We start from the raw sequence: 8,220 nt of genomic DNA, 5'->3' as shown, positions 1-8,220 counted from the left end.
CAGCGTCGGCGTTCCCGCATCCGCCGCCACCAGCCGGAACAAGGCGTTGGCTGAGGCGTTGACGGTGGTCGCGGACCGAGGGGTGAGCGTCTCGATGATCTCCAGCGCGCGGGACTTTCCGGACCCGAGGCCCGGCGGACCACCTCCGCCGGGCCGCTGCCATGTCCCGCCGCAGCCGGCCCTGCCCGGGCCTCGGCCGATCGTGCGTCGGCCCGCCGGGCTTCGACCTGCTGGGCTTCGACCTGTTGGGCTCTTCCCTGCCTGGACTTTCCCTGCCTGGGCTTTCCCATGCGGGTCCTCTCCCCACCTGGGCTTTTCCCTGCCTGGGCTCTCCGTGGGCTTCTACCTGCCGAATGCGTCCTTGGCCTTCTTGCCCGCCTGGCGGAGGTCGCCCTTGGCGCGCTCCACGCGGCCCTCGGCGGTCATGCGCTCGTTGCCGACCGCCCGGCCGGCGTTCTCCTTCATCGCGCCCTTGGCCTGTTCGGCCTTGGCGGACGTCTTGCCGGCACCCTTCTTGCGTGCCATGGCCGCGCTCCTTCGTTGCCGAGCCATCCCTGACGACAGAGCGCATGCCCGGCACCGCATAGGGCAAACCCGGACATTCAGGACTGTTCCGAGTACCCGTATCCACGGTGGTGCTCATGACCCCGGGAGGTCAGATCCCAGTGCAGGACCCGGTCGGCCTGCCGGTGGGTGAGTTCGGCGAGCTTTCTCGCCTCGTTGAGTACGTCTCCGTGCTCCTGGACGAGCTGGTCGTATATCGGCGAGCCGGGCTGGGCGGGACGGTGCATCACGTGCGGGTCTCCTTCGGGCGCGGGCGGCCACGGGCTGACCGGGACGGTCCCGGCGCCCGGCGCCTGCCCGGACGCGCGCGGATCATGCGGGCGTGTCGGTGCGGCCGTGGCGGGACCCGCTGTAAGAGGCGGCACGCAGGCCGCGCAGCCGGTCGGTGGGGCGCAGACCCGGGAGGCTGTGCGTGTACGGGTCGTAGGTGGGCGTGGTCCGCTCGGGATACGGCTGCGGAGACTCGGCGGTCAGGGTCGCGAAGGCCCGCCAGGGTTCGCCGCCCCCGGCCGCGCGCAGCTCGAAGCTGACGGGTTCGCGGCCCAGTTCCTGGCGCAGGGCCGCCAGGTCGCCCTGGAGGGAGCGGCGGGCGTCCGCGGGAAAGGCGGCGATCACGCGCTCCTGGCCGCCCACCCGGTAGGACAGCAGGGTGGAGTACGGGCCGGCGAGCGCGTCGTAGCGCGGGCGCGGTACGTGCCGGCCGAGGCGGCTGCTGCCGCTGGAGGTGAGCAGCAGGTCGAGCGGGGCACCCCGCCCGCCGGCGTCCTCGACGCGCAGGGCGAGGCCCAGGGCGTCCGGCAGCCCGCGCGGCAACCCGGCCGCGCGCGACCACCGTACGGTCACGTCGTACAGGCCCGGCCGGTCCAGGAACGGCACGCCCCATGGCCCGCCGGGCTCCTCGCCGCCCGGTACGTCGAGGACGCCCACGCAGGTCACGCCGTGCGGGTGGAGCGCCGGGGCGGCCCGCCGCCGGGCGATGCGGCGCGATATGCCGAAGGCGTGCTTCTCGATCGCCACGCCCGCTCCTTTCCGGCCTTCCGGTCCTCCGGTCTCGGGTCGGAGCGGGTACCCCGCGAGGAACGCGAGGAATCAGCCGCCCCGCACCACGCGGTCTACGGCATGGCGTACGGGCCTTCCTGGGTGCGGCGTACGCAGGCGGCGACGACGTCGCGCAGGCTGCCGGTGCGGTGCAGCAGCCGGCGCTGGACGCGGGCGCCGTTGCCGCCGCTGAGGAGTTCGGCGATCCCCTGGCGGGCGTACGCCAGGTCGCCGTTCTCGTCGAGGGCCCGCTCGATGTGGCTGAGCAGGGCGTGGACGACCCGCTCGGCGGGGGCGGGGCGCATGGTGTGCGGGTGGATCAGTACGTCGTCCAGGCCGGACCTGCTGGCCCGCCAGGCCGCCGCGCGCAGCAGGCCGACGCCGTGGCGGGCGGGGGGTTCGCCTTCGCGCCACTGGCGGGCCGCGGTGTCCACCAGGCCGCGGGTCAGGGTGGCGACGAGGGCGGTGGTGGACGCGTCGAGGCAGACGTCGGGGGCGCGCACCTCGACGGTCGGGTAGTTGCGGGAGAGCCGGGCGTCGAAGTAGATCATGCCCTCGTCGTGGAGGACGCCGGTGCCGATCAGGTCGCGCACCAGTTGGTGGTAGTGGCGGGCCGAGCCGAAGAGCTCCACGGGGCCGGCCGACGGCCAGCGTCCCCAGACCCGGTTGCGGTAGCTGCTGTAGCCGCTGTCGTGGCCTTGCCAGAAGGGGGAGTTGGCGCTCAGCGCGAGCAGGACGGACAGCCAGGGCCTGATCCGGTCCAGGACGCCGACGCCTTCCTCGTCCGACTCCACCGACACGTGCACATGGCACCCGCAGGTGAGCTGTTCGAGGGCGGTGAGGCCGTAGTGTTCCTGCATCCAGCGGTAGCGCTTGCCCTCGTTGACGGCCGGTCCGGCGGGGAGCGGGGAGGTGGCGAGGGCGACCACCGCCGCCCCGGCCTCGGCGGCGTGCCGGGCGGCCACCGCGCGCCAGCGTTCGATCTCGGCGGCGAGTTCCTTCATCCCGGTCTGGGGGTGCGTGGCGAACTCCAGCTGCTGCCCCTGGAGCTCCTTGGTGAAGGCGTGCGTCCCGCCCCGGCTCTCCTTCGCCGCGATGGCCAGCACGGCGGTGGACAGGGCGCGCGGTTCGCCGGTCCGCGGGTCCACCAGCAGGAGTTCCTCTTCCACTCCGACAGTGCGCAACGGAAACCACCCTTTCCGATCGCATCCAGCGGGGACTGCGCGGGACGCACCATCATCCCGGCAGGGGCGGCGCAGCGCACCGGTCCCGAGGGCAGTCGCCGGGGATCTGGCGAGTTCCCGACGCCGTCGGCTTGAACCGTCGCGTTGAACCCTCGGCGTGAACTCCTCTGCCTGCTGCTTCAGGCGACCGACCCGATGCGGCCCGCCGGGGTGGCGTCCGGGCCGTCGTGGTGGATCGGGGTGTGGGCGCCGGTCAGGGAGACGCCGCTGCCGCCACGGCGGGCCGCGACGATCTCGGCGGCGATCGACAGGGCGGTCTCCTCGGGCGTACGGGCGCCGAGGTCGAGGCCGATGGGGCTGCGCAGCCGGGCCAGTTCCAGTTCGGTGACGCCCACCTCACGCAGGCGCCTGTTGCGGTCCTCGTGGGTGCGGCGGGAGCCCATCGCGCCGACGTAGGCGACGGGAAGCTTGAGGGCCAGTTCGAGCAGGGGGACGTCGAACTTGGCGTCATGGGTGAGGACGCACAGGACGGTGCGGCCGTCGACCTGGGTACGGGAGAGGTACTCGTGCGGCCACTCGACCACGACCTCGTCCGCCTCGGGGAAGCGGGCGGGGGTCGCGAAGACGGGGCGGGCGTCGCACACGGTGACGTGGTAGCCGAGGAACTTGCCGACCCGTACGAGCGCCGACGCGAAGTCGATCGCCCCGAAGACGATCATGCGCGGGGCGGGGACGCTGGACTCGACGAGCAGGGTGAGGGGCTGCCCGCAGCGCGAGCCGTCCTCGCCGATGGTGACGGTGCCGGTGCGGCCGGCGTCGAGCATGGCGCGGGCCTCGCCCGCGGCGGTGCGGTCCAGTTCGGGATGGCCGCCGAGGCCGCCCTCGTACGAACCGTCCGGGTGGACCAGCAGAGCCTGCCCCAACAGGTCTGCCGGTCCCTCCGTGATCCTGGCGAGGGCCGCCGCCTCCCCTCCGGCGGCGGCCGCCAGCGCGGCGGGAAAGACCCCGCCGCGAACCGGGGTGACGAGGATGTCGATGACGCCGCCGCAGGTCAGGCCGACCGCGAAGGCGTCCTCGTCGCTGTAGCCGAAGCGCTCCAGGACGGTACTGCCGTCCTCCAGCGCCTGTTGGCACAGTTCGTACACGGCCCCCTCGACACACCCGCCGGAGACCGAGCCGATCGCCGTGCCCTCGCTGTCGACGGCGAGCGCGGCGCCCGGCTGCCGGGGCGCGCTGCCGCTGACCGCCACGACCGTGGCGACGGCGAAGTCACGTCCCTGCTCGACCCACCGGTGCAGTTCCTCGGCGATGTCCAGCATGTCGGCCTCCTTTGCAGGCGTGTGAGGGGGTCGCGTCAGTGCGCGGTACCCGTGGCGAAGTAGAAGATGAACACCAGGGAGAGCACCCACATCAGAACGCTCGGCTCGCGCCACTTGCCCTGCGCGGCCTTGATGGCGCAGTACGCGATGACACCCGCGCCGACACCGGTGGTGATGGTGTACGTGAAGGGCATCAGCACGACCGTCAGGAAGACCGGGACGGCGACGGCCCAGTCGGTCCAGTCGACGTGCCGGGCGTTCTGCAGCATCATCGCGCCGATGACGACCAGGGCGGCGGAGGCCACCTGGCCCGGCACGAGCTGGGTGAGCGGGGTGAAGAACAGGCACGCGGCGAAGAACAGGCCGGTGACCGTGGCCGACAGGCCCGTACGGGCTCCTTCGCCGACGCCCGTGGCGGACTCGATGAAGACGGTCTGGCCGGAGGCGCCGGTGGCGCCGCCGATCGCGCCGCCGGCACCGTCGATGAACAGCGCCTTGTTCAGGCCCGGCATGCGGCCCTGGGCGTCGGCGAGCTTGGCCTCCTGGCCGACGGCGATGATCGTGGCCATGGCGTCGAAGAAGCCGGCCAGCACCAGGGTGAAGACGATCATGCCGACGGTGGTGTAGCCGAGGGTTTCCCAGCCGCCGAACTCGACGTGGCCGAGGAGGGAGAAGTCCGGCATGGAGACGACGCTGCCGTGGAGCACGGGCGCCTTGCCGCCCCATTCGGACTCTTCGATCAGCCCGGCCGCGGTGGCGGTGATGGAGATGATCGTGCCGACGACGATGCCCAGGAGGATGGCTCCGGGCACCTTGCGGGCCTGCAGCATGAAGATCAGCAGGAGGGTGACGGCGAAGAGGACGACCGGCCAGCCGGTCAGCGTGCCGCCGACACCGAGGGTGACGGGCCCGCCCTCGCCCTTGCCGACGAAGCCGGCGTTGACGAAGCCGATCATCGCGATGAACAGTCCGATGCCCATCGTGATGCCGTGCTTCAGGGCGAGCGGGATGGCGTTCATGATGACTTCACGGACGCCGGTGACCACCAGGAGGCAGATCACTCCGCCGTAGATGACACACATGCCCATGGCCTGCGGCCATGTCATGTCGGGGGCGACCTGGGTCGAGATGACGCCCGCGACGCTCAGGCCCGCCGCGAGGGCGAGCGGAACCTTGCCGATGAAACCCATCGCCAGAGTGGTGACCGCTGCCGCGAGCGCGGTGGCGGTGATGAGGGCCGGCTGGCTGAGCTTGTTGCCGAGCACGTCCTCGCCGCCGAGCAGCAGCGGGTTGAGCAGGAGGATGTACGCCATGGCCATGAAGGTCGTGACGCCGCCGCGCACCTCTTGCGCGACCGTGGATCCTCTGTGGGTGATGTGAAAGTACCGGTCGAGCCAAGACCGCCCGGCGGGAACGCGGGAACCGGATCCCGCGTCTTCGGCGACGGTCTTCGGCTCCACTGACGACTGGGTCATGGTGCCTACTCCCAAGGTTCAAAGGGGCACCCGCATGCCCGGGGGCAAAAGACTGCGGGATTTGGGATGCTGCGTGGGCTGCACGACCCGGGGGACGGCCCGAGACGAACGGGGTGAAGCGGTACCGCGGTGGTGATGTGGGGGATGCGGGGGATGTGGGGGGATGCTCCGGGCGGTGCGGGCGGTGGAAGTGTGACGTTCCGCGGGAGGCACGCACCGCCCGGAGGGCTTACAGGGTGCCGGTGAGGTGCTCGGGGCGTACCGGCGTCTTGTTGAGCTCCAGTCCCGTCGCGTTCCGGATCGCCGCGAGGACGGCCGGGGTGGACGACAGGGTGGGGGCCTCTCCTATGCCGCGCAGCCCGTAGGGAGCGTGGTCATCGGCGAGTTCGAGCACGTCGACCGGGATGGTCGGGGTGTCGAGGATGGTGGGGATCAGGTAGTCCGTGAAGGAGGGGTTCCTGACCTTCGCGGTCTTGGGGTCGACGATGATCTCCTCCATGACCGCCACGCCCAGGCCCTGGGTGGTGCCACCCTGGATCTGGCCGACGACGGACAGCGGGTTGAGGGCCTTGCCGACGTCCTGGGCGCAGGCCAGCTCGATGACCTTCACGAGGCCGAGCTCGGTGTCCACCTCCACCACCGCGCGGTGTGCGGCGAAGGAGTACTGGACGTGGCCGTTGCCCTGTCCGGTCCGCAGGTCGAACGCCTCGGTCGGGCGGTGGCGCCACTCGGCCTCGATCTCGACGACCTCGTCCTCCAGGACGTCCACCAGGTCGGCGAGGACCTCGCCGCCGTCGGTGACGACCTTGCCGGCCTCCAGCACCAGCTCGGCGGTGGCCCACGCGGGGTGGTACGTGCCGAACTTGCGGCGGCCGAGCTCCAGGACCTTCTCGCGCACCAGCTCGCAGGAGTTCTTCACCGCGCCACCGGTGACGTACGTCTGCCGGGAGGCGGAGGTGGAGCCGGCGGAGCCGACCTGGGTGTCGGCCGGGTTGATCGTCACCTGGGTGACGCCCAGCTCCGTGCGGGCGATCTGGGCGTGGACGGTGATGCCGCCCTGGCCGACCTCGGCCATCGCGGTGTGGACGGTGGCGACCGCCTCACCGTTGATGACCTCCATGCGCACCTTGGCGGTGGAGTAGTCGTCGAAGCCCTCGGAGAAGCCGACGTTCTTGATGCCGACCGCGTAGCCCACGCCGCGTACGACGCCCTCGCCGTGCGTGGTGTTGGAGAGGCCACCCGGCAGCGCGCGGACGTCGGCGCCCTCGGTGGACTCCCACTGGCGCTCCGGCGGCAGCGGACGGGCCTTGACGCGGCGCAGCAGCTCGGCGACCGGGGCGGGCGAGTCGACCGGCTGGCCGGTCGGCATCAGGGTGCCCTGCTCCATGGCGTTGAGCTGGCGGAACTCCACCGGGTCCATGCCCAGCTTCTTCGCCAGCTTGTCCATCTGGGCCTCGTACGCGAAGCACGCCTGGACCGCGCCGAAGCCGCGCATGGCGCCGCAGGGCGGGTTGTTGGTGTAGAGCGCGATCGCCTCGATGTCGACGTCGTCGATGACGTACGGGCCGACGGCGAGCGAGGAGGCGTTGCCGACGACCGCCGGGGAGGCCGAGGCGTAGGCGCCGCCGTCCAGCACGATCCGGCACTTCATGTGCGTGATCTTGCCGTCCTTGGTGGCGCCGTGCTCGTACCAGAGCTTCGCCGGGTGACGGTGGACGTGGCCGAAGAAGGACTCGAACCGGTTGTAGACGATCTTGACCGGCTTGCCGGTGCGCAGCGCGAGCAGGCAGGCGTGGATCTGCATCGACAGGTCCTCGCGGCCGCCGAAGGCGCCGCCGACGCCGGAGAGCGTCATACGGACCTTCTCCTCGGGCAGGCCGAGGACGGGGGCGATCTGGCGGAGGTCGGAGTGCAGCCACTGGGTGGCGACGTACAGGTCGACACCGCCGTCCTCGGCGGGCACGGCGAGGCCGGACTCGGGGCCGAGGAAGGCCTGGTCCTGCATGCCGAAGACGTACTCGCCGGAGACGATCACGTCCGCCTTCTTGGCGGCCTCGTCGGCGTTGCCGCGGATGATCGGCTGGCGGTGCACGATGTTGGGGTGCGGTACGTGACCGGCGTGGTGGTCGTCGCGGCCGGGGTGCAGCAGCGGCGCGTCGGGGGCGGTCGCGGAGGCCTCGTCGGTGACGACGGGCAGCTCCTTGTACTCGACCTTGATCTTGGCGGCCGCACGGCGGGCGGTCTCGGGGTGGTCGGCGGCGACCAGGGCGACGGGCTCGCCGTGGTGGCGTACGCGGCCGTTGGCGAGGACCGGGGTGTCCTGGATCTCCAGGCCGTAGTTCTTCACCTCGGTGGGCAGGTCGTCATAGGTCAGGACGGCGTAGACGCCGGCCTGGGCGAGGGCCTCGGAGGTGTCGATGGAGACGATCTCGGCGTGCGCCACGGGCGAGCGCAGGAGCTGGCCCCACAGCATGTCCTCGTGCCACATGTCCGAGGAGTAGGCGAACTCGCCGGTGACCTTGAGGGTGCCGTCGGGGCGGAGCGTCGACTCGCCGATGCCGCCCTTGGTCTTGGAACCCTGGGTGACCTTGGTGGGAGTGCCGGCCGGAGCGGAGGCGACTCGGGTGTTCTGGGACATGG

At 71.6% G+C, this 8,220-nt stretch carries 7 protein-coding genes and 1 pseudogene; all 8 read right to left on the bottom strand.

The genetic code is table 11. The features are described from left to right. Positions 1–135 (bottom strand): annotated as a pseudogene (locus QWM81_RS28460) (DUF3631 domain-containing protein); the annotation flags it as partial. 207 nt (positions 136–342) lie between these two features. Further along, complete coding sequence (locus tag QWM81_RS28455) at positions 343–525, bottom strand: CsbD family protein (protein WP_290115346.1); 183 nt, start codon at positions 523–525, stop codon at positions 343–345. 77 nt (positions 526–602) lie between these two features. Then, positions 603–791, bottom strand: a complete 189-nt coding sequence (locus tag QWM81_RS28450; protein ID WP_290115345.1) for a hypothetical protein — start codon at positions 789–791, stop codon at positions 603–605. Positions 792–876: 85 nt separating this feature from the next. After that, positions 877–1,581, bottom strand: coding sequence for a phosphodiesterase (locus QWM81_RS28445; protein ID WP_290115344.1), 705 nt, complete (start codon positions 1,579–1,581; stop codon positions 877–879). Positions 1,582–1,676: 95 nt separating this feature from the next. Beyond that, entirely contained in the window at positions 1,677–2,786 is a 1,110-nt protein-coding gene (locus tag QWM81_RS28440; RefSeq protein WP_290115342.1) for a glutamate--cysteine ligase 2, read from the bottom strand. A gap of 179 nt (positions 2,787–2,965) precedes the next feature. Continuing rightward, on the bottom strand, positions 2,966–4,105 hold the full coding sequence (locus QWM81_RS28435; RefSeq protein ID WP_290115341.1) for an XdhC family protein: 1,140 nt from the start codon (positions 4,103–4,105) through the stop codon (positions 2,966–2,968). Between the two features lie 35 nt (positions 4,106–4,140). Beyond that, positions 4,141–5,580, bottom strand: a complete 1,440-nt coding sequence (locus tag QWM81_RS28430) for an NCS2 family permease (protein ID WP_290115340.1) — start codon at positions 5,578–5,580, stop codon at positions 4,141–4,143. 229 nt (positions 5,581–5,809) lie between these two features. Further along, positions 5,810–8,218, bottom strand: a complete 2,409-nt coding sequence (pucD, locus tag QWM81_RS28425) for a xanthine dehydrogenase subunit D (RefSeq protein ID WP_290115339.1) — start codon at positions 8,216–8,218, stop codon at positions 5,810–5,812. Between the last annotated feature and the right edge of the window lie 2 nt (positions 8,219–8,220).

The organism is Streptomyces ficellus, from assembly GCF_030406405.1.
GTDB classification, from domain to species: Bacteria; Actinomycetota; Actinomycetes; order Streptomycetales; family Streptomycetaceae; genus Streptomyces; species Streptomyces ficellus_B.
The sequence above is the reverse complement of the archived record's forward strand: the minus strand, read 5'-3'. Positions and strand labels throughout refer to the sequence as shown.

Coding starts and splice junctions, on each gene's coding strand:
- QWM81_RS28455 (WP_290115346.1), bottom strand. CDS start 525: ATGGCACGCAAGAAGGGTGCCGGCAAGACGTCCGCCAAGGCCGAACAG.
- QWM81_RS28450 (WP_290115345.1), bottom strand. CDS start 791: ATGCACCGTCCCGCCCAGCCCGGCTCGCCGATATACGACCAGCTCGTC.
- QWM81_RS28435 (WP_290115341.1), bottom strand. CDS start 4,105: ATGCTGGACATCGCCGAGGAACTGCACCGGTGGGTCGAGCAGGGACGT.
- QWM81_RS28430 (WP_290115340.1), bottom strand. CDS start 5,580: ATGACCCAGTCGTCAGTGGAGCCGAAGACCGTCGCCGAAGACGCGGGA.
- pucD (WP_290115339.1), bottom strand. CDS start 8,218: ATGTCCCAGAACACCCGAGTCGCCTCCGCTCCGGCCGGCACTCCCACC.